The sequence below is a fragment of the Comamonas sp. B-9 genome (assembly GCF_000410635.1).
GTDB lineage: Bacteria > Pseudomonadota > Gammaproteobacteria > Burkholderiales > Burkholderiaceae_C > Comamonas.
This window is the reverse complement of sequence record NZ_KE148542.1, coordinates 1,179-22,984: the sequence shown is the minus strand read 5'-3', so window position 1 is coordinate 22,984 and position 21,806 is coordinate 1,179. Positions and strand designations below refer to the sequence as shown.

General features: G+C 63.5%; 18 protein-coding genes. 16 read left to right on the top strand and 2 right to left on the bottom strand.

What is annotated here, in order from left to right:
* Positions 1–8: 8 nt before the first annotated feature.
* The 7 genes from H928_RS0108405 (at position 9) to hisD (ending at position 5,169) form a co-directional block, all read left to right on the top strand.
* Complete coding sequence (locus H928_RS0108405; protein WP_021026082.1) at positions 9–656, top strand: phospholipid-binding protein MlaC; 648 nt, start codon at positions 9–11, stop codon at positions 654–656.
* A 2-nt stretch (positions 657–658) separates the two neighbouring features.
* Positions 659–940: a lipid asymmetry maintenance protein MlaB gene (locus H928_RS0108400; protein ID WP_021026081.1), complete on the top strand. Its 282-nt coding sequence runs from the start codon at positions 659–661 to the stop codon at positions 938–940.
* 55 nt (positions 941–995) lie between these two features.
* Positions 996–1,946, top strand: a complete 951-nt coding sequence (locus tag H928_RS0108395) for an ABC transporter ATP-binding protein (RefSeq protein WP_021026080.1) — start codon at positions 996–998, stop codon at positions 1,944–1,946.
* Entirely contained in the window at positions 1,943–2,698 is a 756-nt protein-coding gene (locus H928_RS0108390) for an ABC transporter permease (RefSeq protein WP_021026079.1), read from the top strand. The genes H928_RS0108395 and H928_RS0108390 overlap by 4 nt, the downstream gene beginning before the upstream one ends.
* A gap of 103 nt (positions 2,699–2,801) precedes the next feature.
* The gene (locus tag H928_RS0108385) at positions 2,802–3,044 is read left to right on the top strand and encodes a BolA family protein (RefSeq protein WP_021026078.1); all 243 of its coding nucleotides are present in this window, start codon (positions 2,802–2,804) and stop codon (positions 3,042–3,044) included.
* 91 nt (positions 3,045–3,135) lie between these two features.
* Complete coding sequence (gene hisG / locus H928_RS0108380) at positions 3,136–3,780, top strand: ATP phosphoribosyltransferase (protein ID WP_027010712.1); 645 nt, start codon at positions 3,136–3,138, stop codon at positions 3,778–3,780.
* A 69-nt stretch (positions 3,781–3,849) separates the two neighbouring features.
* Positions 3,850–5,169, top strand: a complete 1,320-nt coding sequence (hisD, locus tag H928_RS0108375) for a histidinol dehydrogenase (RefSeq protein ID WP_021026076.1) — start codon at positions 3,850–3,852, stop codon at positions 5,167–5,169.
* A 55-nt stretch (positions 5,170–5,224) separates the two neighbouring features.
* Here the strand turns inward: hisD and H928_RS0108370 are convergent, their stop codons facing one another.
* Both H928_RS0108370 and H928_RS0108365 read right to left on the bottom strand, forming a co-directional pair.
* Positions 5,225–6,763, bottom strand: a complete 1,539-nt coding sequence (locus H928_RS0108370) for a glycosyltransferase family 39 protein (RefSeq protein ID WP_021026075.1) — start codon at positions 6,761–6,763, stop codon at positions 5,225–5,227.
* 137 nt (positions 6,764–6,900) lie between these two features.
* A complete protein-coding gene (locus H928_RS0108365; protein ID WP_052329839.1) occupies positions 6,901–7,776 on the bottom strand; it encodes an NAD-dependent protein deacetylase in 876 nt (291 codons plus the stop codon).
* Positions 7,777–7,885: 109 nt separating this feature from the next.
* Here H928_RS0108365 and H928_RS0108360 point away from each other — a divergent pair, with 109 nt between their 5' ends.
* The 9 genes from H928_RS0108360 to H928_RS26810 form a co-directional block, all read left to right on the top strand.
* A complete protein-coding gene (locus H928_RS0108360) occupies positions 7,886–8,146 on the top strand; it encodes a DUF6364 family protein (RefSeq protein WP_027010710.1) in 261 nt (86 codons plus the stop codon).
* Complete coding sequence (locus H928_RS0108355) at positions 8,143–8,583, top strand: PIN domain-containing protein (protein ID WP_027010709.1); 441 nt, start codon at positions 8,143–8,145, stop codon at positions 8,581–8,583. The genes H928_RS0108360 and H928_RS0108355 overlap by 4 nt, the downstream gene beginning before the upstream one ends.
* A gap of 27 nt (positions 8,584–8,610) precedes the next feature.
* Positions 8,611–9,729, top strand: coding sequence for a histidinol-phosphate transaminase (gene hisC / locus H928_RS0108350; protein ID WP_021026073.1), 1,119 nt, complete (start codon positions 8,611–8,613; stop codon positions 9,727–9,729).
* Positions 9,726–10,355, top strand: coding sequence for an imidazoleglycerol-phosphate dehydratase HisB (hisB, locus tag H928_RS0108345; RefSeq protein ID WP_021026072.1), 630 nt, complete (start codon positions 9,726–9,728; stop codon positions 10,353–10,355). The genes hisC and hisB overlap by 4 nt, the downstream gene beginning before the upstream one ends.
* A gap of 43 nt (positions 10,356–10,398) precedes the next feature.
* A complete protein-coding gene (gene hisH / locus H928_RS0108340; RefSeq protein WP_021026071.1) occupies positions 10,399–11,067 on the top strand; it encodes an imidazole glycerol phosphate synthase subunit HisH in 669 nt (222 codons plus the stop codon).
* A gap of 23 nt (positions 11,068–11,090) precedes the next feature.
* Positions 11,091–11,837 carry a 1-(5-phosphoribosyl)-5-[(5-phosphoribosylamino)methylideneamino]imidazole-4-carboxamide isomerase gene (gene hisA / locus H928_RS0108335; protein ID WP_021026070.1) on the top strand — a complete coding sequence of 249 codons (747 nt, stop codon included), beginning with the start codon at positions 11,091–11,093 and terminating at the stop codon, positions 11,835–11,837.
* A gap of 337 nt (positions 11,838–12,174) precedes the next feature.
* On the top strand, positions 12,175–13,185 hold the full coding sequence (galE, locus tag H928_RS0108330) for a UDP-glucose 4-epimerase GalE (RefSeq protein ID WP_021026069.1): 1,011 nt from the start codon (positions 12,175–12,177) through the stop codon (positions 13,183–13,185).
* Between the two features lie 139 nt (positions 13,186–13,324).
* Positions 13,325–14,104: an imidazole glycerol phosphate synthase subunit HisF gene (gene hisF, locus H928_RS0108325; RefSeq protein WP_021026068.1), complete on the top strand. Its 780-nt coding sequence runs from the start codon at positions 13,325–13,327 to the stop codon at positions 14,102–14,104.
* A 1,252-nt stretch (positions 14,105–15,356) separates the two neighbouring features.
* The coding region (locus H928_RS26810) for a DUF11 domain-containing protein (protein WP_021026067.1) at positions 15,357–21,806 on the top strand (6,450 nt) is incomplete at its 3' end.

Genomic DNA, 21,806 nt, shown 5'->3' with positions numbered 1-21,806 from the left:
GAAAGCATATGTTCAATCGTCGCGCATGGGTGCAGTACTCCGCCGCAGTGGCTGCCGTGGCCTGCATGGCATCGGCCCCTCTGGTGGCCAGCGCCGCCGACATGGCGCCCGACGCCATGATCAAGCAACTCTCGGACGAGGTGCTCAACACCTTGAAGACCGACCAGTCCATCCGCGGTGGTGATGTCTCCAAGATCACCTCGTATGTCGACAGCGTGGTCATGCCCAATGTGGATTTCCGCCGCATGATGGCTTCGGCCGTTGGCCCCAAGTGGCGCACGGCCACGGCTGCGCAGCAGCAGCAACTGCAAGATGAGTTCAAGAAGCTGATGGTCAACACCTACGCCGGTGCGCTGCACCAGGTGAGCAACCAGACCATCAATGTCAAGCCGGTGCGCATGCAGGCAGGCGACAAAGAGGTGGTGGTGCGCTCCGAGATCCTGGGTCGTGGTGACCCGATCCAGCTGGACTACCGCCTGCAAAAGACGCCGGGCCAGGGCATGGGCTGGAAGATCTACAACCTGAACGTGATGGGTATCTGGATGGTGGAGACCTACCGCAACCAGTTCCAGGAAGAGTTGAACAAGCCCGGTGGCAGCCCGCAGACCTTGATCGACTCGATCGCTGCCCGCAACAAGGCCAACGCAGGCAAGTAAGCATGGCCGCGCTCAGCCTGCCTTCGACCTTGACCCATGACCAGGCACAGGCCTGCCTGCAGCACTTGCAGGCGGGCATGGCGCAGCTGCCTGCGGGCGCTGCGGTGCAGATCGATGCCAGTGCCTTGGCGGTGTTTGACTCGTCGGCGCTGGCGGTGATGCTGGGCAGCCGGCGCGCGGCACTGGGGGCCGGCCGGCCCTTTGAGATGCGCGGCGTGTCCGCGCCGCTGCTGTCGCTGGCCCGCCTCTATGGTGTCGATGGCCTGCTGACCACCGCCGGCTGAGCGCTGAATCCCCAGGACAGCGCCATCTGGCCGCTGCGCCTACAATGGCCGACTCATGTCCGCCATCGCATTCCAATCCGTCTCCAAGGTCTACCAGACCGCCAAGGGGCCCTTCCAGGCATTGAACAACGTCAGCCTCGATATCGAGGAAGGGGAGTTCTTTGGCCTGCTCGGCCCCAACGGCGCGGGCAAGACCACCATGATCAGTATTCTGGCCGGCCTGGCCCGTGCCAGCAGTGGCTCCGTCAAGGTGCTGGGCAGCGATGTGCGCGAGGATTACGCCAACGCGCGCCGCAAGCTCGGTATCGTGCCCCAGGAGCTGGTTTTTGATCCCTTTTTCAATGTGCGCGAGTCGCTGCGCATCCAGTCGGGCTATTTCGGTGTGAAGAACAACGATGCCTGGATCGATGAGCTGCTCGAGAGCCTGGGTCTGGCCGACAAGGCCACGGCCAATATGCGCCAGCTGAGCGGCGGCATGAAGCGCCGCGTGCTCGTCGCCCAGGCGCTGGTGCACAAGCCGCCGATCATCGTGCTCGATGAACCCACGGCTGGCGTCGATGTGGAGTTACGCCAGACCTTGTGGCAGTTCGTCAGCAAGCTCAACAAGCAAGGCCATACGGTGCTGCTCACCACCCATTACCTGGAAGAGGCCGAAGCGCTGTGCAACCGCATTGCGATGCTGCGCTCGGGCCATGTGGTGGCGCTGTCGACCATGGCCGAGCTGCTGCAGGGCAGCTCCTCGAACGTGCTGCAGTTCAAGACCGATGGCCTGCTGCCGGCCGATCTGGCCGCCCAGGCGCGCATCACCGGCCGCATTGTGCAGTTGCCCGCCAGCAGCGCAGCGGATGTGGAGCGCATCCTTGCCCAGCTGCGCACGGCAGGCGTGGTGGTGGAAGACCTGGAGATCCGCCGCGCGGATCTGGAGGATGTGTTCTTGCAAGTGATGGCGCGCGATGCCGTGGTGGACCATGCCACCACGCAACTGGGTGCGGGAGTGGCACGATGAGCGGCTGGCAAACCCTGTTTTACAAAGAAGTGCTGCGTTTTTGGAAGGTGAGCTTCCAGACCGTGGCCGCGCCGGTGCTGACCGCCGTGCTCTACCTGCTGATCTTTGGCCATGTGCTGCAAGGCCGCGTGACCGTGTTCAGCGATGTCAGCTACACCGCTTTCCTGGTGCCGGGCCTGGTGATGATGAGCCTGCTGCAAAACGCCTTTGCCAACAGCTCGTCGAGCCTGGTGCAAAGCAAGATCATGGGCAGCCTGGTGTTTGTGCTGCTGACGCCGCTGTCGCACTGGGGCTGGTTCTTTGCCTTTGTCGGCGCCTCCATCGTGCGGGGTCTGGCCGTCGGCCTGGGGGTCTATGTGATCACCTTGTTCTTCGCGCCGCCGCATTTTGCATCGCTGCCCTGGGTGCTGATGTTTGCCGTGCTGGGTGCGGGCCTGATGGGTACGCTGGGCCTGCTGGCCGGCCTGTGGGCGGACAAGTTCGACCAGATGGCTGCGTTCCAGAACTTTGTGATCGTGCCGATGACCTTTCTGTCGGGCGTGTTCTATTCGATCCAGTCGCTGCCCCCGTTCTGGCAAAAGGTCAGCCACCTGAACCCGTTCTTCTACATGATCGACGGCTTTCGCTATGGCTTTTTTGGCCAGAGCGACACCTCGCCCTGGCTGAGCCTGGGCATTGTGGCGGTCGCCTGGCTGCTGGTGAGTGCATTGGCCGTGCAGCTGCTGCGCACCGGCTACAAGATCCGCAACTGATGAACATTGGCTGCAGCCCACGCGTGGCTGCAGTCGCCTGGCCAGCAGCCCGCCCCACGGAGCGGCTGGCAGGCATTTAGAACCGACTAAGTGAGAGCGTGCAATGACTGCTGAGGACCTCAAAGACATCATCACCGCCGGCCTGGCCTGCGAACATATTGCGCTGGAAGGCGACGGCCGCCACTGGTTTGCCACCATCGTGTCGCCTGCCTTTGAAGGCAAGCGCCTGATCCAGCGCCACCAGCTGGTCTACGCGACCTTGGGCCAGAAGATGCATACCGATGAGGTGCATGCACTGTCGATGAAGACGCACACCCCTGCCGAGTGGGCTGCCCAGCAGGCCTGATTTTTCTTGTATCAACCCAGGCTGGCCCAGCCCCATCCGGCAAGGATGCGCAGGCTGCCGCTGGCGAAAGTGCCCCATGGACAACACCACCATGATCACCTTGGCCCTCTCCAAAGGCCGCATTTTTGACGAAACCCTGCCGCTGCTGGCCGCTGCAGGCATCGAGGTGCTCGAAGACCCCGAAAAGTCACGCAAGCTGATTTTTGCCACCACCCAGCCCGATGTGCAGGTGGTGCTGGTGCGCGCCTCCGATGTGCCCACCTATGTGCAATACGGCGGCGCCGACCTGGGCGTGACCGGCAAGGACACCTTGCTCGAGCATGGCGGCGAGGGTCTCTTCCAGCCGCTCGATCTGCAGATCGCCAAGTGCCGCGTGAGCGTGGCGGTGCGCAACGACTTTGACTATGCCCAGGCCGTCAAGCGCGGCGCACGCCTGCGCGTGGCCACCAAGTACCCGCAGATTGCGCGTGAGTTCTTTGCGCGCAAGGGCGTGCACGTGGACCTGATCAAGCTCTACGGCAGCATGGAGCTGGCGCCGCTGACCGGCCTGGCCGATGCCATCGTTGACCTGGTGAGCACCGGCAATACCCTGCGCGCCAACCACCTTCAGGAAGTCGAGCACATTATCGACATCAGCTCCCACCTGGTGGTGAACCAGGCGGCGCTCAAGCTCAAGCAAAAGCGCCTGCGCCATATCATCGATGTGTTCGCCGCCGGCGTGGCCCAGAACAGCTAAGCCGCACCTACCATCCCCCAGGCTGGCACCTGCCTGTTTGAAAAGTGTCTGAGTCAGAAGGTAATCACTATGGAATTCGTTGCCACTCCCGCCCGTCTGTCAACCACCGATGCCCAGTTCGAGCATGATTTTGCTCAGCGCCTGCATTGGTCGGCAGACACGGACGCTGCCATCGAGCAGCGGGTGGCAGATATCCTGGCGGATGTGCAAAAGCGCGGCGATGCCGCCGTGCTGGACTACACCGCGCGCTTTGATGGCCTGCAGGTGAGCAGCATGGCTGCGCTGGAGTTGAGCAAGCAAGAGCTCAAGGCCGCCTTTGAGGGCCTACCCACTGAGCAGCGCGAGGCGCTTGAATCCGCAGCCCGCCGCGTGCGCAGCTACCACGAGGCCCAGAAAAAGGCCAATGGCGAGAGCTGGAGCTACCGCGACGAAGACGGTACCTTGCTGGGCCAGAAGGTCACGCCGCTGGACCGCGTGGGCATCTATGTGCCAGGCGGCAAGGCCGCCTACCCCAGCAGCGTGCTGATGAACGCCATCCCCGCCCATGTGGCTGGTGTGGAAGACATCATCATGGTGGTGCCCACGCCCCAGGGCGTGAAGAACCCGCTGGTGCTGGCTGCGGCCTATGTGGCGGGCGTACACCGCGCCTTCACCATTGGCGGCGCACAGGCCGTGGCGGCGCTGGCGTATGGCACGGCCACCATCCCCAAGGTGGACAAGATCACCGGCCCGGGCAATGCCTATGTGGCCAGCGCCAAAAAGCGCGTGTTTGGCCTGGTGGGCATCGACATGATTGCCGGCCCCAGCGAAATTCTGGTGCTGGCCGATGGCTCGACGCCGCCGGACTGGGTGGCTATGGACCTGTTCTCGCAGGCCGAGCACGATGAGCTGGCGCAGTCGATTCTGCTTTGCCCCGATGCCGCCTACCTGGATGCCGTGCAGCGCGAAATCGACCGCCTGCTGCCCGAGATGCCGCGCAAGGCCATCATCGCCAAGAGCCTGTCGGACCGGGGAGCACTGATCCTGACGCGCAACATGGAAGAGGCCTGCGCGCTGAGCAACCGCATTGCGCCCGAGCACTTGGAAGTCTCCAGCCGCGATCCGCACCGCTGGGAGCCCTTGCTCAAGCATGCGGGCGCAATCTTCCTGGGTGCCTACACCAGCGAAAGCCTGGGCGACTACTGCGCAGGCCCCAACCATGTGCTGCCCACCAGCGGCACCGCGCGTTTCTCGTCGCCGCTGGGTGTCTATGACTTCCAAAAGCGCTCCAGCCTGATCGAGGTGAGCGAGGCGGGCGCCCAGGTGCTGGGCAAGACCGCGGCGGTGCTGGCCTATGGCGAAGGCCTGCAAGGCCACGCGCGCGCAGCCGAGATGCGCATCAAGCGCTAAACCCCAATGGCTTGACGCCGCCCCGCGTCACCAAGACAGGGGCAGCACCGGCTGCTCAGTGGCGCTCGCAGGCTGCCGGCACATAGGCTTGCCACTGCACCACCAGCTGGGCGCGGCTCTGGCCCCGGGGCCAGGGAATGCTCCAGGCACCCTCGTGCAGGCGCATACCTTGCAGCCCATCGAGCACCGGGTAGGGCCCGGTAGGGGCGTCCCGATCCGCATCTTCTTGCGCCTGCCAGATCCGCAGCGCACCCTGCTGCTGCAGGCGCTCGGCCGTGGCCCAGGGCGAATGGCGCGGGTCGCCCGGGATCAGCACCGAGGGCTGGCTTTGGGCGCCAATGGCGACAAGGCCTCCGGTCCAGGCATCGCTGGCGACGGTATCGAGCGGGCAGCTGGACAGCGAATCCCAGGTGGCCTCGGCCTGCTTAGCCAGCGCGGCGGCAGGCCAGTCGCTGCGCACGGGGCTCCTGCGGAAGTCCGAGATCTTCCACAGGTACACACCGCAGAGCACGGAAATCAACGTGAGCCACACGATGGTGCCGCGCAGCAGATAAGGGCGCATTAGCGCGAGCCAGGCGCTGGGGATCAGCGCCGCTGCCAGCACGCCGCTGAAAGGCCACATCGGCACGCCCCACATATCGCGCAGACGCAAGCCCAGGGCCATGCCCAGGGCCGCCAGCAGCAAACCGGGGGCCAGTGCGATGAGGCACAGGTAGGCCGGCTTGGCGCTGTGCCATTGCCAGGGGGCGGACACTGCAGGCCGCAGCCTGGACCAGCGCAGCCGCAAAAAGGCAAACAGCACTATCAGCAAGAGCGGCAGGTGGTTGAGCAGCTGGGTCAGCAAAAAACCCAGCGCGCCGGCGCGCGGCGATTCGCCGGAGCTGTTGGAGCGGTCCTTGGCATAGGAGAAAGGCAGCCAGTCATTGTGGTGCAGCCAAAGCAGGTGCGGTGCAAACACCAGCGCCATCACCAGCAAGGCCAGCCAGGGGCCTGGACGGCGCAGCAGGCTGCGTGCGGGGCTCAGCACCGTAAACAGGCCCAGGCAGAGCAGCAGCAAGCCAATGGAGTATTTGCTCAGCAGCCCCAGGCCCGCCATCAGGCCCAGCATCAGCCATTGCCAGCGCTTGTCGTCCTGCCAGGCGGCCAGGTAGAAGTAGCAGATGCCCGCCCAAAAAGGCATCTGCGCAATATTGTGGTTGAACTCCAGCGCGGGCCGTGTGTAGAAGACCACGCCCATGGTCAGCACCGTGCCGATAAAGGCGCGCTCGCGTCCCAGCAGGCGGCAGGCGGTCAGCCAGACCAGCCACAAGGTCAGCGCCACGCACAGCTGGCTTAGCGCAAACGGGCCCCAGCGGCCCAGTGCCAGAAAGGACACATGCAGCGCAATCGGTGGCAGCGGCGGATGCTTGTAGTAACCCCATTGCCATTCACGGCCCCAGCCCAGGCTCTCGACCACATCCAGCGGAAAGCTGGGGGCCAGCAGCGGTGGCATGAGGGTCCAGGCCAGGGCGTACAGGCAGGCAAAGGCCAGCATGGTGCGCAACGCTTTTTGGTGGTCGTGCGGCTGGAGTGGGTGGGGGATGGCAGGGGGCATGCAGTGGAGCGCTCACAGCGCTTGAGGCTGTGTCAGGGGCTGGGTGGGCTTTGTAAAGCTGGCTAGTGTAGCTGCAGGCTATCGGCTGCATCTACCGTTGGCGGGGCAGCAGGCGGGGGTTTTGGTTACTGAAAATATCAGTCGCTGCGGGCGGGTGCCAGCAGATCGGCCAGGCTGCTGAGCGCGGGCGCGCAGGCCTGGGCTAGCTTCAGGTCCAGCAGCGCGTCATCGCGCATCTGGCCCAGGTTGATGGCCGCCACCGGCAGGCCCGCTTGCTTGGCGGCATGCACAAAGCGCAGGCCCGAATACACCATCAAGGAGCTGCCCACCACCAGCAGTGCGCCGCTGGCAGCCAGGTGGTCCATGGCTTGCTGGCGGCGCGCGGCTGGCACGTTTTCACCGTAAAAGACGACATCGGGTTTGAGGATGCCGCCGCAGGCAGGGCAGGCTGGCACCTGAAAGGCGGTAAAGTCCACGCCGGCCAGGTCGGCATCGCCATCGGGTGCGGCGCTGGCGCTCAGGTGCTGCCAATCGGGGTTGGCGGCCAGCAGCTGGTGCTGGAAATCAGTACGCGCCAGGCGCTGGCCGCAGCCCATGCAGACCACCTGGTCGAGCCGGCCATGCAGATCCACCACCCGCTCGCTGCCCGCGCGCTGGTGCAGTCCATCGACGTTCTGGGTGATCAGGCCTTGGACATAACCGGCCTGCTCCAGCCGGGCTAGCGCCTGGTGCGCGGCATTGGGCTGGGCCTGCGAGAACACCGGCCAGCCCACCAGGCTGCGCGCCCAGTAGCGCTGGCGCGTGAGTGTCTCGGCCATGAAATCCTGAAAGCGCACCGGGGCAGGGCGCTTCCAGGCGCCTTGCGCATCGCGGTAATCGGGGATGCCGCTGCCGGTGCTCACGCCCGCGCCGGTCAGCACGGTCCAGGGGCGGTGCTGCTGCAGCAAGCGGGTCAAGGCTGCCAGATCTGCGGAAACAGGGGCTTGCGGGAGGAGGTCGGTGAGAAGTGGCATGGCTTAGGGCTTGGCTGCCCTGATGATAGTGGCCCCAACGTCCGATGGCTGCAGTCTGGTTTATCAACACGAAATTCGTGTTGCACGAATTTCGTGTAAAATCGGCCGCATGAAAAATCTCACCATCACTGTGGAAGACAGCGTGCTGGAATGGGCACGGGTCGAGGCCGCAAGGCGCGGCACCAGCGTCTCACGCATGGTAGGAGATTTTATGGCCGAGCTCCAGCAGCGCGAGGACGCCTACGAGCGTGCCTACCTGGCCTGGCGCACGGACGAGCGCAGCTGGCAAGGCGGTGCAACGCCCCAGGGTGGCGCCGCTGCGGCACGCAAAATCGGCGGCCGCCGCAAGACCGGGCAGGAGGGCGCATGAGCACCGTGTTTGTCGATACCTCGGTGCTGGTCGCCGCAGAAAACGTCTCCGATGCCACGCTCTACCAGGCCACCTTGGACTGGCTCGATCTGCTGTGGAGCAGCCGCACCGGCCGCACCGGCAACCAGGCGCTGAGTGAGTTCTACGACCAGGTCACCACGGCGGCCAACCCCATGCCCCAAGGCGATGCACGCGCCGCCATCCGCCGCTACCAAAGCTGGACGCCCTGGAAAACCGATGCCGCCACCTTGGAGACCGCCTGGGCGGTGCAGGCGCGCCATGCCTTGGACTTTGGCGATTGCCTGGCGGTGGCCTGCGCCCAGCACAGTGGCTGCCAGCAGATGCTCAGCCTCCACCTGCCCCATGGCGCCGAATTTGGTGGCGTGACCATCGTGCACCCCTTGCGCCAGGCTGCTCCGGCCCAGGCCAAAGCCTGAATATTCCTGATGTGAAAGAGTGATGTGATGACGTCCCAAGACAAGTCCCAACAGGCCCTGCAACGCATCCGCGCCGATGTGCGCGCCATGCAGGCCTACCATGTGCAAGATTCCAAGGGTCTGCTGAAGATGGACACCATGGAGAACCCCTACCGCCTGCCGGATGCGCTGCAGCAAAAGCTGGGCGAGCGGCTGGGCGCGCTGGAGATCAACCGCTACCCGGGCGAGCGCCTGGAAACGCTCAAGAAAATGCTGGCCGACTATGTGGGCGCACCCACGGGCACGGCCGTGCTGCTGGGCAATGGCTCGGACGAGATCATCACCTTGCTGGCGCTGGCCACCGCCCAGCCCCATGCCGAAGGCCGCGCCAAGATGCTCGCGCCCATGCCGGGTTTTGTGATGTACCCCATGTCCGCCCAACTGCAGGGCCTGGACTTTGTCGGCGTCAACCTGACGGCAGACTTTGACCTGGATGTGCCCGCGATGCAGGCCGCCATCGCAAAGCACAAGCCCGCCATCACCTATATCGCCTACCCCAACAACCCGACCGCCACCTTGTGGGATGACGACAAGGTGCTGGCCGTCATCGATGCGGTGGCGGAGGTGGGTGGCCTGGTGGTGATGGACGAGGCCTACCAGCCCTTTGCCAGCCGCAGCTGGATCGACCAGATGCGCGCCGACCCGGCGCGCAATGGCCATGTGCTGCTGATGCGTACGCTGTCCAAGTTCGGCCTGGCCGGTGCGCGCCTGGGCTACCTGGTGGGGCCGGCGGTCATCGTCAACGAAATCGACAAGGTGCGCCCGCCCTACAACATCAGCGTGCTCAACTGCGAGACCGCGATTTTTGCGCTGGAGCATGAGGCGCTCTATGCCGAGCAGGCCCGCGCCATCCGCGCAGAACGCCAGCCGCTGATTGACGCGCTGCAGGCGCTGGGCGGTGTGCGCAAGGTCTGGCCTTCAGAAGCGAACATGGTGCTGATGCGCGTGGACGATGCGGGCAAGACCCAGGCGGCGATGAAGGCGCGTGGCGTGCTCGTCAAGAATGTATCGGCCATGCACCCGCTGCTGGCCCAGTGCCTGCGCCTGACCGTGGGCACCCGTGAAGAAAATGCCCGCATGCTGGCGGCGCTCAAGGAGTCTGTATGAATAATCTGGTGCCCACCCCATCGACCGCCACGCCGCTGCACCGCACGGCCGAGGTGGCCCGCAACACCGCCGAGACCCGTATCCAGGTGCGTGTGAACCTGGACGGCACGGGCCTTGCCCGGCTGAATTCGGGCATCGGCTTTCTGGACCACATGCTCGACCAGATCGCGCGCCACGGCCTGATCGACCTGGACATCGAGTGCGCGGGCGACCTGCATATCGACGGCCACCACACGGTCGAAGACATCGGCATCACCTTGGGCCAGGCCTTTGCGAAGGCGATTGGTGACAAGAAGGGCATACGCCGCTATGGCCACGCCTATGTACCGCTCGACGAGGCGCTCAGCCGCGTCGTGATCGATTTCTCGGGCCGCCCGGGTCTGCACATGGATGTGAAGTTCACTGCAGGCAGCATTGGCCAGCTCGATACGCAGCTGGTGTACGAGTTCTTCCAGGGCTTTGTGAACCATGCCGGCGTGACCTTGCACATCGACAACCTCAAGGGCTTCAATGCCCACCACCAGTGCGAGACCATCTTCAAAGCCTTTGCGCGCGCATTGCGATTTGCGCTGGAGCATGATCCGCGCATGGCGGGCGTGATCCCCTCGACCAAGGGATCGCTGTAAGCGCGCCGTTGGCGACTGGCGCTACACTCACTTCTTGCAAGCTATGACAACTTCATCCAATACCGTTGCCGTGGTGGACTACGGCATGGGCAATCTGCGCTCGGTATCGCAGGCCGTGCAGGCGGCAGCGGCCGGCTCGTCCGTGGCCGTGGTGGTGACGGCCGACCCCGACGTGGTGCGTGCCGCCACCCGCATTGTGCTGCCAGGCCAGGGCGCCATGCGCGACTGCATGGCCGAGCTCAAGGCCTCGGGCCTGCAGGACAGCGTGCTGGAAGCGGCCCGCAACAAGCCGATGTTCGGCGTCTGCGTGGGCATGCAGATGCTGCTGGACCACAGCGAAGAGGGCGACACCCCGGGCCTGGGCCTGATCGCCGGCCAGGTGCGCAAGTTCCAGCTGGCAGGCCGCACCCAGGCCGATGGCAGCCGCTTCAAGGTGCCGCAGATGGGCTGGAACCAGGTGCAGCAGCAAGCCCATGGCGGCCAGCCCCACCCGGTCTGGCAGGGCGTGCCCGACCAGTGCTATTTCTATTTTGTCCACAGCTTTTATGCGGCCCCCGCCAGTGATGCCCAGTGCCACGGCTGGGCCGAATACGGCGAGCGCTTTGCCTGCGCCATTGGCCGTGACAACATCTTTGCCACCCAGTTTCATCCAGAAAAAAGTGCGGACCAGGGCCTGGCGCTCTACCGCAACTTCCTGCACTGGAACCCTTAAATTTTCACCGTCAGCCCACTACCATGCTGCTCATTCCTGCGATTGACCTCAAGGACGGTCACTGCGTTCGCCTCAAGCAAGGCGATATGGACCAATCCACCACCTTTGGTGAAGACCCGGTTGCGGTCGCCCGCCGCTGGTTCGATGCGGGCGCGCGCCGCCTGCATCTGGTGGACCTCAACGGCGCCTTTGCCGGCCAGCCCAAGAACCTGCCAGTCATCAAGGCCATCCTGAAAGAGTTTGGTGACGAGCTGCCGGTGCAGCTGGGCGGCGGCATTCGCGATCTGGACACCATCGAGAAATACATCGATGCCGGCATGCAGTACGTGATCATCGGCACCGCTGCGGTCAAGGACCCGGGCTTTTTGCAGAACGCCTGCACGGCCTTTGCCGGCCACATCATCGTCGGCCTCGATGCCAAGGACGGCATGGTTGCCACCGATGGCTGGAGCAAGATCACCCAGCATTCGGTCATCGAGACGGCCAAGCGCTTTGAGGACTGGGGTGTGGAATCGATCATCTACACCGACATCGGCCGCGACGGCATGCTCAGCGGCATCAACATGGAAGCCACCATCAAGCTGGCACAGGCGATCAAGATGCCGGTGATTGCCTCCGGTGGTCTGTCGGGCATGGCCGATATCGAGGCGCTGTGCAAGGCCGAGCCCGAAGGCGTCGAAGGCGTCATCTGCGGCCGCGCCATCTACACCGGTGATCTGGACTTTGCAGCGGCCCAGGAGCGCGCGGACCAGTTGAGTGACAGTGTCTGATTGGCGCTGAAACTCTCTGCAACACAGCAGAACAGCAAGGCCACCCTCGGGTGGCCTTTTTGATACCTGTGTTAATTGAAACAGTTTGTATTCGATCTTGGGTGTCCCCTGGTGTCCAACCTGTGGGAGTGGGACTACACTGTGCTTTTAAGTCCGTGTGGTGACTGCGAATTTGAAAAATGTCAACAAATGCTAGTTGTTACCCGCAGCTGCTTCTGATGACCGACAAATGTTTTGAATAACTGTGGCTTATCAGACAATGGTTGCTTGGTCAGGATGACAGAATCCATAGAAGTCTTGGATAGCGCATTCTGCAAGACCTCTTTGAAAGCCCCCTGTGATACTCGTGACTGGCGGAGCCGGCTATGTTGGCTCTCATATCTGCATTGCCTTGGCCGAAGCCGGCATGCCGTTCCTGATTCTGGATAACTTCAGCAATGCAAGGCGTTCGGTCATCACCAGGCTGGGCAAGATCCTGGGCTTTGCGCCGCCCTGCATCGATGCCGATGTGCGCGATGTCGCGGTGCTGGAACAATTGTTTGACGAGCAGCATTTCGATGCGGTCATCCACAGCGCTTTTCTCACCGCGTCTGCCGATGCTGCGCGCGAGCCACTGCGCTACTACGACAACAATGTCTCGGGCACCATCGGCCTGCTGCGCGCCATGCAGACCGCCGGCTTGCGCAACCTGGTGGTGTCGTCCTCGTCAGTGGTCTATGGAGATCCGGCGCCGCACCCGGTGCGCGAGGACGCGCCGCTGTCTGCCTGCACGCCCTACGGCCAGACGGCACTGATGGTGGAGCAGGTGCTCAGCAGCTTGGATGAAGCCTCACCCAAGCGCTGGCGCATGGCCTTGCTGCGCAGCTTCAATGCCGTGGGCTGCCATGACAGCGGCCTGATTGCCGAAGACCCACCGCGCATGTCTTCGCACGTGGCGCCGTATCTGGCCCAGGTGGCTGCCGGCAAGCGCGATGGCCTGCGCATCTATGGCGGCGACTACCCCACGCCCGATGGCACCCCCGTGCGCGACTACCTGCATGTGATGGACCTGGCCCGTGCCTATGTCGCCACCTTGCAGTATTTGCGCGGCCATGCGGGCCTGGCCCGCTTCAATATCGGCTCGGGCCAGCCCACCTCGGTACTGGGTCTGGTGCGCGCTTTCGAGCATGCCAATGGCCGTGCCGTGCCTTTTCGCATAGGGGCGCGCCGCGCCGGCGATGCAGCGCATTGCTGGGCGGATATCTCGCAAGCACGCACGCAACTGGGCTGGCAGCCCAAGCTGGGGCTGGACCGCATGATGGAAGATGTCTGGCGCTGGCAAATCGGCACCGGCCGCAGCGTGCACTGACGGATCCTGACCCAATGCCTGGCGGCCCAAGCGCTACAGGCGTTTTTCTGGCCCGCAGCCTGCGCGCCAGCGCTGGGCGTGTTATTGTTTTGCCCGTCTGGCGCTATCGCCACCGCTCCCATCTGCCACGAGATCTTCCATGCTTGCCAAACGCATCATTCCTTGCCTCGACGTTACCGGCGGTCGCGTCGTCAAAGGTGTCAATTTTGTCGAACTGCGCGATGCCGGCGACCCGGTGGAGATTGCGGCGCGCTACAACACCCAGGGTGCCGATGAGCTGACCTTTCTGGACATCACCGCCACCAGCGATGGCCGCGATCTGATCTTGCCGATCATCGAGGCCGTCGCCAGCCAGGTGTTCATTCCGCTGACCGTGGGCGGCGGTGTGCGCACGGTGGCCGATGTGCGGCGCCTGCTCAATGCCGGTGCCGACAAGACCAGCTTCAACTCTGCGGCCATTGCCGACCCGGCCGTCATCAATGCAGCCAGCGACCGCTATGGCTCGCAGTGCATTGTGGTCGCCATCGACGCCAAGCGCCGCCAAGGCCAGGATGTCATCGAGCGCGGCGAGGGCTGGGATGTTTACAGCCACGGCGGGCGCAAGAACACGGGGCTGGATGCTGTCCGCTGGGCCAGCGATATGGCCGCGCGCGGCGCCGGAGAGATCTTGCTCACCAGCATGGACCGCGATGGCACCAAGTCCGGTTTTGACCTGGCCCTGACCCGTGCCGTGGCCGATGCCGTGGGCGTGCCCGTCATTGCTTCGGGCGGTGTGGGCAACCTCGACCACCTGGCCGATGGCGTGCAGCAGGGTGGTGCCGATGCGGTGCTGGCGGCCAGCATCTTCCACTACGGCGAGTTCACCGTGCAGCAGGCCAAAGAGCGCATGCGCGAGCGCGGTATTCCGGTTCGACTCTAAGAACCTGTTCAAAGTCTCCTCGCGCCGCGACAGTGTCTTTGCGAGATGGGATGCGAGGGGGGCGCCCAGCCGCGCAACACCGCAGTAATAGCCGCGCTATTGCGAGGATTTGCAACGACGCAGACCGCTCCCTTCCCGGGCAGCGCAAAGTCACAGTCCCTACGGGTTGGAGTGAAATCGGGCGATTTCTGCGCGCTGGCTCTTGCTTGCACCCCGGTGCAAGCTGCGTTCCATCCCTTCGAACTCATCCCGATTGCACTCCAACGCGGCTGCGTAGTGACTTTGAACAGGTTCTAAGAACAGATTCTTAGCACGGCTTTTCAGGCTGGTTTTTGACACAAGCAACGGCGCCTTTGGCGCCGTTTGTGTTGTGGGGCCTGATCCAGCTAGCTACCTATTCCGTCTGCGAGCTTTGGGCCAGCGACGCCGCCCTTGCTGGAACTCTCCAGTCTCCGCTGTCTGAACTGCCCAGGCCGTTTGTGCGCGTTTGCACTCTCCTCCGTAGGCATTCACCAGCCAGCCTCTGGAGGGGTGGCGTGACTGGCGTTTGTCTTCGGCCATTGCAAGCGGCTATTCGCCGGCGCGTGGATTGGCAGACCTGGCTACCCCATGCACCTGGGTGCGGCCAAGAGGCATTTGCAAACGGCATACCCTGAGCGTGCTGAGCAGCCAAGTTCTGAGCCTCCGCACTCTCCTTCGTCACTAGTGATCTGCAAAGCTATAAAAATGATTGATTTAATCGATCAGAAATGACAGTTTGCAATGATTGACAATGTTTCCAAAGTTGAAACACACTCGGTAATTGCAAACTGCTATAAACGCGATCTATCTATTTTTAGTCACAGTTTGTTTCGGTTGTCTGAAAAATGCGGCAGCAAAAGCCGTAGGCAATTGCAATAGAACTATGAGAAAACGCGTCGCCGATCCGGGCCTGGTGACGCTGATAAGAGGCTGGGAGTTGTCGGCTATGTCGGTGTTTGGGTTATGCGTTATGCAGGCTTTGGCCTGCCTGTCTGTTTTCCGCAAGATTTGGGCGCGCACTGCGATGCTGGTGGCGCTGCTGGTGTTACCGGTCAGTGTCTGGGCGCAGGTCTGTGCAGCGCCCGGCAAGGACGGTGCAGGCTCTGCAACTGGCATAGTAAATAGCTACTTTCCAGGCACTACGGCATCTCTGAATGCTGGTAGTACGAGCTTGACCATTGGTGCCCGAAATACGGCAGGCGCAACGACTGCGTTCGCTGCCAATGACCTCATGCTGGTCATCCAGATGCAGGACGCCAGCATCAATGCCGTCAACTCCAGCGCCTACGGCAGCGGGGGGAGTGGTGGTCAGGGTTCCACCAGCGTCAATAACACCGGTCTGTATGAGTTTGTCCGTGTGGTCTCGGTTTCGGGGTCCACCGTGACGTTCACGCCGGCGCTGGCCAATAACTATCGCAACGCAACGGCAACCTCCACTTCTGGCCAGAAGACCTACCAAGTCGTGCGGGTGCCGCAGTACACCACGGCGGCCGTCAGCGGTGTCACCGCCCCCGCTTGGAATGGTTCCACCGGAGGCGTCGTTGCCATTGATGCCCGCGATACTTTGACGCTCAATAGCGGCACAGTGGAAGGCCAGACCGGCCGTGCCATTTTCCTGGCAGGCAAGGGCTTTCGCGGTGCCATCGGTAGCAATGGCTCCGCACAGGGATCGCGAGACGATTGGATGGGCACTTATGCTGCTGCGGGTGGCGGAGGCGGGAAGGGTGAAGGCATTGCAGGCACACCGCAGTATTTGGCCAACAAGAGCGGAAACTATGGCGCAAAGCTGACGAATGCGGTTCTCAATGGGGGCATCAGCCAGATAGATTCGGGCATCGAAGGCTACCCAGGAGGCTCGCGTGCGCGCGGCGCCCCGGGCAATGCAGGCGGTGGTGGTGCCGATGGCGCACCTGCTGGTGTCAATAACAACAATTACAACGCAGGCGGCGGTGGCGGCGGCAACTACGCCGCCGGCGGACTGGGTGGTCGGCCCTGGGCGTATCCCTTGGTCGACAGCGGTGGTCGTGGCGGCGGTGGCTATATGGGTACCACCGCCTTCAACCGCATTTTCTTGGGTGGTGGCGGTGGTGCGGGTAGTACCAACAACGGCACCGCAGATTCTGCAGCCTACAGCAACAACGGTATTGGGTGTTCGGATGCGGATGGCCGTTGCTCCTCCGGTGCATCGGGTGGCGGTATTGTCATTTTGCGTGCGCAAAATGTCACCGGCACGGGCGTGATCGACGTGCGCGGCGCCAATGGCTACAACGTGCAAAACGATGCGGCAGGTGGCGGTGGCGCAGGCGGCTCGGTGGTGATCCATACGCTTGAAGGTGGCACTGCCGTGATTGATGCCAGCGGTGGTGACGGTGGCAACGCCTGGGCGGGCAGCCAGACTGGCACTGCAGGACGCCATGGCCCTGGCGGCGGCGGCGGCGGTGGCTTTATCGCTTTTTCTCCATCCAGCATGGTGGTCACGACGACCATCAATGGTGGCACTCCGGGTTACACCACCAATGGCACGACGGACAACTACGGCGCCTTTGGTAACCAGGGCGGCGTTGCCTCGTTCCAGTCACCCAATGCACCAGGCACCTTGCCGGGTGCTTCTTGCGCCCCAGATCTGCGCTTGGCCAAGAGCAACGGTGTCAACATTGTGAACGCGGGTAGCACAACCACCTACACCCTGACCGCCAGTAATGTGGGCGCTTCACCCACCACGGGTTTGATTACCGTGGTCGACAAGTTGCCTACAGGTTTGACGATTCCCTCAGGTACCATTTCCTTGGGGGGGACCAATGCCGCCAACTGGAGCTGTAGCGGCGCAGCCGGCGGCAGTGTGATCACCTGTACCAGCTCTACTGCCATTGCTGCGGCCGGTAGCAGTGTGTTTAGTGTGACGGTCAATGTCGGTCTGAGTTCGGCTACCAGCACAACCATCACCAACAAGGCCAAGATTGGTGGAGGCGGGGATCCGCTCAACGGCTCCGCCCCTACTGAGGCGACCGCGACGGCGTGTACCGGTAACCAGTCACCCGCTGGTTGTGCCATCGACGTCGATGCCGTGAAATCGCCTTTGCTGAGCCTGACCAACAATGACAACACCGATGTGGTCTTGGCAGGTGGGACGACCACCTATGCGTTGACCGTCAACAACGTCGGTGATGCGCCAAGTGCCGGCGTGGTCACCGTTGTGGATGTCTTGCCGACGGGCATGTCCTATACGGGTGCAGCGACTTTCAGCAGCGGCATTTTCAGCTGTAGCTATACCGCGTCAAGCAACAGCATCACCTGCACCACCAGCACCGCTATTGCGGCAGGTGGCAGTGCGGCGATTTCGCTGCCGGTCTCAATTGCCAGCACAGCGCCCAGCGCCTTGGTGAACCTCGCCCGCGTTGGCGGTGGCAGTGATTCCAGCAAGCCCAGTGCGCCCACGGTCGCGACCACGCAAACGTGCTCGCCATCGGTGGCTTCGGATATCGCCACGGGCTGCGCGGCCGATACCGATGCGGTCAAGCGTGTGCAACTGAACCTGACCAAGGACGATGGCCGCTTTGGCATCTATGTCGGCGGCACGACGACCTATGCCTTCCGCGTCAGCAATACCGGCGATGCCGACTCGGTGGGCACGATCAATTTCCGCGATGTGCTGCCCACGCCGATGAACTGGCCAGCAGCGCTGACCAAGACGGGCCCCAATGCCGCAGACTGGATCTGCACTCGGGTCAGCAACACGGAAGTCAGCTGTACCTCGAACACGGTGATTGCGGCGGGGGCGGTCAGCCAGTTCAGTCTGCTGGCCAATGCAGGCGCGATGACCAGCGGTGACCAGTACATGAACAAGGCACGCGTGGGCGGCGGCGGAGACGCCACCTTGGCTACGACCTCGCCCACGACCACGCAAGTCAATGCCTGTACCAACAACAGCATTCCTGCCGGTTGCGCCATCGATCTGAACACGGCGCAAACACCGCCGACGCTGCGGCTGACCAAGGTCCACGCCAATCCCCAGTCCAAAGCGCCTGGCGATACGGTGGCTTTCACGCTCACCGTTGCTAACTCCGCCACCGTCGAAGCCCTGGCCAATACCGTGCGGGTGGTCGATGTGTTCCCCACGGGGCTCAGCAATTTCACCGTGAACGCCAGCCAGGGTATCTTTAGCTGTGCCATGGGTTCGGGCGCTGACAGCAATGTGTTGACCTGCAACAACACCGGCGGTGCATTGGCCGCTAGCACCAGCGTCACCATCGCTGTCACTGCCACGGTCTCGGCGACCACCAGCACCACCTTGGTCAACAAGGCGCAGGTGGGTACCGACAACACGGATCCCACGACCAGCAGCTACCCCTCCAGCACGACGGCGGCGGCCTGTACGGCTGTCAATACGCCAACCGTGGGTTGCGCCACGGACTCGATCCCGGTGGTGCCATCAGCCACTTTGACGGTGGTGGCCAACGTGGCAAGCCGCGTAGCCAGTACCGACCAGTTCACCGTTGCCATCAGCAACGGCCCCACTGCGACGACCTCGGGCACCGCTACCAGCGCAAGCACCGCGGCCTTTGCGGCTACCCCGGGCACCAGCTACGCACTGAGTGAAACGGCTGCCGGCACGACCAACCTGGCGCGCTATACCACCACCTACGCCTGTACCAATGCCACCGCAGGCGGCACCTCGGTGGCGCCGGGCACTGGCACCACCGTGAATGTGACCCCGCAGGCGGGCGATGCCATCACCTGTACGTTCAGCAATACCCCGATTGCGCCGCGCCTGACCCTGGTCAAGAGCATTGCCTCGCGCGCACTGGCCTCGGACCAGTTCACGATCGCCATCAGCAATGGAGGCCCCACCGCATCGACCGCCGGCACGGCAACCTCGGCAAGCACCACGACTTACACGGCCACCGCCGGCACCAGCTACACACTGAGTGAAGTAGCAGCCGCTGGCGCCAACTTGTCGCGCTACAACAGCAGCTACAGCTGTACCAACACGGGCGTTGCCGGCACCACCATGCCTTCGGGCACGGGCACCAGCTTCAGCCTGGCGCCCCAGGCGGGCGACAACATCAGCTGTACCTTCAGCAACAGTGCCATTGCGCCCAAGCTGACGGTCAACACGGTCGTATCGGGCCGCATTCTCGGCACCGACCAGTTCAGCGTGGGCATCAACAATGGCGGCCCTAGCGCCACCACCAGCGGCACGCAAACCACAGCCTCGGCAGGCCCGACCACCGCGACGGCCGGCACCAGCTACCTGCTGACTGAAACCGCCGCCGGCACACCTGCGACCAACTTGGCCCGTTACACCACCACCTACAGCTGTACCAATGCGACGGCGGGCGGCACCAGCGTGTCCTCGGGTGCGGGTACCTCCATCACGGTCGTACCTCAAGCCGGTGATGACATCAGCTGTACCTTTACCAACACGCCGGTCTACCCCAAGCTCAGCGTGACCAAGGCCGCATCACCGACCAGCTTTGTCGTGGGTGCCAGCGGCCAGAGCTACCGCATCACTATTGGCGTGGCCAACGGGCCCACCACTGCGGCCATCAGCATCGCCGACAGCCTGCCCGCTGGCGTGACCCTGTCGGGTGCGCCAACCGTCAGTGGCGCCGCCACCCTGAGCGGTTGCAGCAGCAGTGGCAGCAGCATTGGTGCTTGCCAACTGGCCAGCGGCCTGGCCGATGGCAGCTATGTGCTGACCATTCCCGTGTCGGTGGCATCATCGGCCACGGGCGCCGGCGCTGCCAACACCGCCAATCTGGGCGGCGGCGGTGATCCCAGCTGTACGGCTGCCGCAACGACGGAGGCATGCGATCCCACCACCGCTGCGGTGGCCGTCAAGACCCCGGCCAATGTCAGCCTGGCAAAAACCGGCGCAGCCACTGCGGTGGCAGGCAATAGCTATGTCTACACGCTGGCGCTGGGCAATAGCGGCCAGACCGCCACGGCCTCCAACCTGGTGGTGCGTGACCAGCTCGCCTCCGGCATGGTCGCCACGGGCGTTACCGGCGCCAACTGCGGCACCTTGCCCAGTGCGGCAGGTGCCTTGCTGACCTGTACCGTGGCTGATCCGATCGCAGCAGATGGTGGCTCTGCCAGCATCCAGCTGACCGTGATCATGCCCAGCGGTGGCGGCAATGTCGTCAACTATGCGGCAACCCATCCATCGGGCAGCGGCAATCCGGGTGTGGACCCTGGCCCGGCCTGTACCAATGCGGCCAATGTGGCTTGTGCCAGCTCGACGGCCGCCGTCAGCACCCCCGCCAATGTCAGCCTGAGCAAGACGGGCGCAGCCACGGCGCTGACCGGCTCCAGCTATGTCTACACGCTGACCCTGAGCAACAGTGGCCAGTTGGCCACCGGCAGCAACCTGATCGTCAAGGACAAGCTGCCTGCAGGCGTGGTGGCTATTGCCGTGACTGGCGCCAACTGCGGCGCGCTGCCCAGCAGTGCCGCCGCCTTGCTGAGCTGTACCGTTGCCAGCCCGCTGGCAGCCGGTGCATCGGCCAGCATCCAGCTGACCGTCACTTTGCCAAGTAGCGGCGGTACCGTCGTCAACAACGCTGCTACCAACCCCACGGGCTCGGGCGCTCCGGGCGTGGACCCCAATGTTACCTGCGTGAACAGCAGCACGACTGCTTGCGCAAGCCACAGTCTGTCGGTCAACACGCCAGCGAGCCTGGCGACCACCAATGTGCTGACCTTGGTCAATGGCAGCCCCGTGCCAGCGGGCTACCTGGCCAAGCCCGGTGATGTGCTGACCTATACCGTTAGCGTCACCAACAGCGGCGGTACTGCAGGTTCCACGGAAGTGGGCCAGACTGTGCCCGCAGGTACGACCTACACGGGCGCCAGCCAAGGCTGGGGTGCCGGTTGCACCGCAGCAGGCACGCAGTGCGCACAAACCGTGGCAGTCGGTGCAGGCCAGACCAGCACGCTGCAGTACACGGTCACCGTGTCTAGCCCAGGTACAACCGCCACCATTGTGGACACCGTCACCAGCTCGGTGGGCACCTGCACGACTTGCCAAGTCACCACCGACACGCAGCATGCAGATATGCAGGCCACCGTGACGGTGACGCCGGGCACGACTAGCACGACGGGTGTGGAACTGACCTACACCGCCGTTTGCAAAAACAACGGCCCGCAAAGCGCTATCAACGCAACTTGCGTGGTGACCGCACCAGCGGGCGCATCGGCAGCAATCTGCACGCCAACCAGCCCAGCGGCGAGCTTGGCTTCGGGTGAGAGCATCACCTGCGTTACCAAGCTCACGCCAAGCACGGCCGGTGACTATGCCGTGAGCGTTGCCACCAGCAACACCTTGTACGACGCAGCTACTGGCAACAACAGCGCAACGACCACCGTTAAGGTCAACACCCCTGCAGATCTGCATATCGTCAAGACCCTGGCGCAAGTGAACGGCGCGGCTGTGCCCGCCAACTACGCCGCCAAGATTGGCGACAAGCTGACCTACGCTATGGTCGTTACCAACACCGGTGGCACTGCTGGCACGACAGTCCTGACCGAGACCGTGCCAGAAGGTACCCAGTTTGTGGGCGGTAGTGCTCCTGATGTTGCCCAAGGTTGGAACCAGACACCACAGGCTTGCGGCGTGGCAGCCACCACCTGCACGCAAAGCGTGACGGTGCCAGCGCAAAGTGCCGAAGGGGTGGCCGGC

Coding starts and splice junctions, on each gene's coding strand:
- H928_RS0108355 (WP_027010709.1), top strand. CDS start 8,143: ATGAGCACCGTGTTTGTCGATACCTCGGTGCTGGTCGCCGCAGAAAAC.
- H928_RS0108405 (WP_021026082.1), top strand. CDS start 9: ATGTTCAATCGTCGCGCATGGGTGCAGTACTCCGCCGCAGTGGCTGCC.
- H928_RS0108385 (WP_021026078.1), top strand. CDS start 2,802: ATGACTGCTGAGGACCTCAAAGACATCATCACCGCCGGCCTGGCCTGC.
- hisG (WP_027010712.1), top strand. CDS start 3,136: ATGATCACCTTGGCCCTCTCCAAAGGCCGCATTTTTGACGAAACCCTG.
- hisH (WP_021026071.1), top strand. CDS start 10,399: ATGACAACTTCATCCAATACCGTTGCCGTGGTGGACTACGGCATGGGC.
- hisD (WP_021026076.1), top strand. CDS start 3,850: ATGGAATTCGTTGCCACTCCCGCCCGTCTGTCAACCACCGATGCCCAG.
- H928_RS0108360 (WP_027010710.1), top strand. CDS start 7,886: ATGAAAAATCTCACCATCACTGTGGAAGACAGCGTGCTGGAATGGGCA.
- H928_RS0108365 (WP_052329839.1), bottom strand. CDS start 7,776: ATGCCACTTCTCACCGACCTCCTCCCGCAAGCCCCTGTTTCCGCAGAT.
- H928_RS0108390 (WP_021026079.1), top strand. CDS start 1,943: ATGAGCGGCTGGCAAACCCTGTTTTACAAAGAAGTGCTGCGTTTTTGG.
- hisA (WP_021026070.1), top strand. CDS start 11,091: ATGCTGCTCATTCCTGCGATTGACCTCAAGGACGGTCACTGCGTTCGC.
- H928_RS0108395 (WP_021026080.1), top strand. CDS start 996: ATGTCCGCCATCGCATTCCAATCCGTCTCCAAGGTCTACCAGACCGCC.
- hisF (WP_021026068.1), top strand. CDS start 13,325: ATGCTTGCCAAACGCATCATTCCTTGCCTCGACGTTACCGGCGGTCGC.
- hisB (WP_021026072.1), top strand. CDS start 9,726: ATGAATAATCTGGTGCCCACCCCATCGACCGCCACGCCGCTGCACCGC.
- H928_RS0108370 (WP_021026075.1), bottom strand. CDS start 6,763: ATGCCCCCTGCCATCCCCCACCCACTCCAGCCGCACGACCACCAAAAA.
- H928_RS0108400 (WP_021026081.1), top strand. CDS start 659: ATGGCCGCGCTCAGCCTGCCTTCGACCTTGACCCATGACCAGGCACAG.
- hisC (WP_021026073.1), top strand. CDS start 8,611: ATGACGTCCCAAGACAAGTCCCAACAGGCCCTGCAACGCATCCGCGCC.